Source organism: Moritella sp. PE36, from assembly GCF_000170855.1.
Taxonomy (GTDB): Bacteria; Pseudomonadota; Gammaproteobacteria; order Enterobacterales; family Moritellaceae; genus Moritella.
Genome location: NZ_ABCQ01000122.1, coordinates 1 through 1,609 on the forward strand (window position 1 = coordinate 1; position 1,609 = coordinate 1,609).

The following is a 1,609-nucleotide window of genomic DNA, read 5'->3' on the forward strand; positions in this document are numbered from 1 at the left end:
TGATGCTGAAGTCAACGCCATGAGTCAGCACTATGCCGATGAAAATGCGAGCCGTTATTTTATTGCGACTATAAAGGGAAATATCGTTGGAGGCTGTGGTATCGCGGCGTTTAATGGCAGTAATGACGTCTGTGAATTACGTAAATTATTTCTTTTACCAGAAAGTCGCGGGCTCGGACTGGGTAAAAAACTGACAGAAGATTGCCTCAAATATGCTCAACATAAAGGCTATACAAAATGCTATTTGGATACATTAAAAAGCATGCAATCGGCCATTTCACTCTATGAAAAGCTCGGATTTAAACATCTCGATAAGTCATTAGCAGGCACTATTCACAATGGTTGTGACGTTTGGATGTTAAAAGCACTTTAAGACCGCAGGTTTGAGCACCTGCTGCTCTACGGTGAGCAGTACATTCATGGGCGAAATAATGATGCCATTCATCAGTCGAATTAACAAATCACCCCCTTATGATTTAAACTGATATGCATCATTGAGACAAGTGTCGTTATTCTGTTCTTGCGGATATTTATATCTTAGTTTGATTATCGATTAGAATGATAGGCCTGAGCCGTTTTTGCCCCTTTTTGTATAGGGTTAAAACTCACACATTATCCAGTAACAGCATTTTGACTGAATTTTTCTAATTCATAAATACTTGTTTGCGGTATTTTTTGGTCAATGCAATACCGAAGAGGAAGACCATACCATTCGTAAACTGATAGAATAGGCTCTTGGATTCAAACAGGTAGTAAAAGTTGAAAATTTTAGTTACAGGATCAGCTGGTCGAGTCGGACGTGCAATTTATATAAAATTGATGAAGACTCACAAAGTCGTAGGAATAGATAAAACTCCTTGCTCTACAGTAGACTATGTTGGAGACATTCGTGATATTGGTTTGTTAACTGAGGCTGTAGAGGATGTGGATGTCATTGTTCATACTGCTGCATTGCATGCGCCGCATGTAGGCTTGGTATCTGACCACGAATTCGAAGATATCAACATAAAAGCAACGGAGCAGCTAGCACTATTAGCAGTAAAAAAAGGGGTTAAACATTTTGTGTTTACGAGCACTACAGCCCTCTATGGTTTTTCTTCAACGCCTGATGGCGTTTCAGGATGGGTCAATGAAACGGTTACTCCTAGACCTAAAACGATTTACCACAAATCCAAGATACAAGCAGAACAGATTTTGGAAAATATCTCAAACTTGTTTAATTTACCTGTCACTGTACTTCAAATGTCTCGCTGCTTTCCTGAACCTGCAAATTTAATGGCTCTCTATCGTCTTACGCGTGGCATTGATGCTCGAGATGTAGCGAATGCTCATGCTTGTGCCATCGAAAAACGTCTTTCGGGGTTCAGACGTTATATTATTTCTGGAAAAACACCATTTAATAAGACATGTTGTGAGCAGCTTTATCTAAACGCTGATGATGTCGTAAAAGAGTATGCCGCGAAGCTTGCAAAAGACTTCGCAGATCGAACTTGGCATTTACCTAAAAGTCTCGACCGAGTTTATGACTCTAGTTTGGCGCAATTAGAATTAGGGTGGCAGCCGAAATATGGTTATGAGAGTGTATTAGATATGCTGGATAATGATTTCG

Annotated in this window: 2 protein-coding genes; both read left to right on the plus strand. The window is 39.8% G+C overall.

Annotated elements, in window-relative coordinates:
- The coding region (locus PE36_RS23525) for a GNAT family N-acetyltransferase (RefSeq protein ID WP_006034626.1) at nt 1–373 on the plus strand (373 nt) is incomplete at its 5' end.
- Nucleotides 374–759: 386 nt separating this feature from the next.
- On the plus strand, nt 760–1,609 hold an 850-nt coding region (locus PE36_RS23530), incomplete at its 3' end, for an NAD(P)-dependent oxidoreductase (protein WP_043995025.1).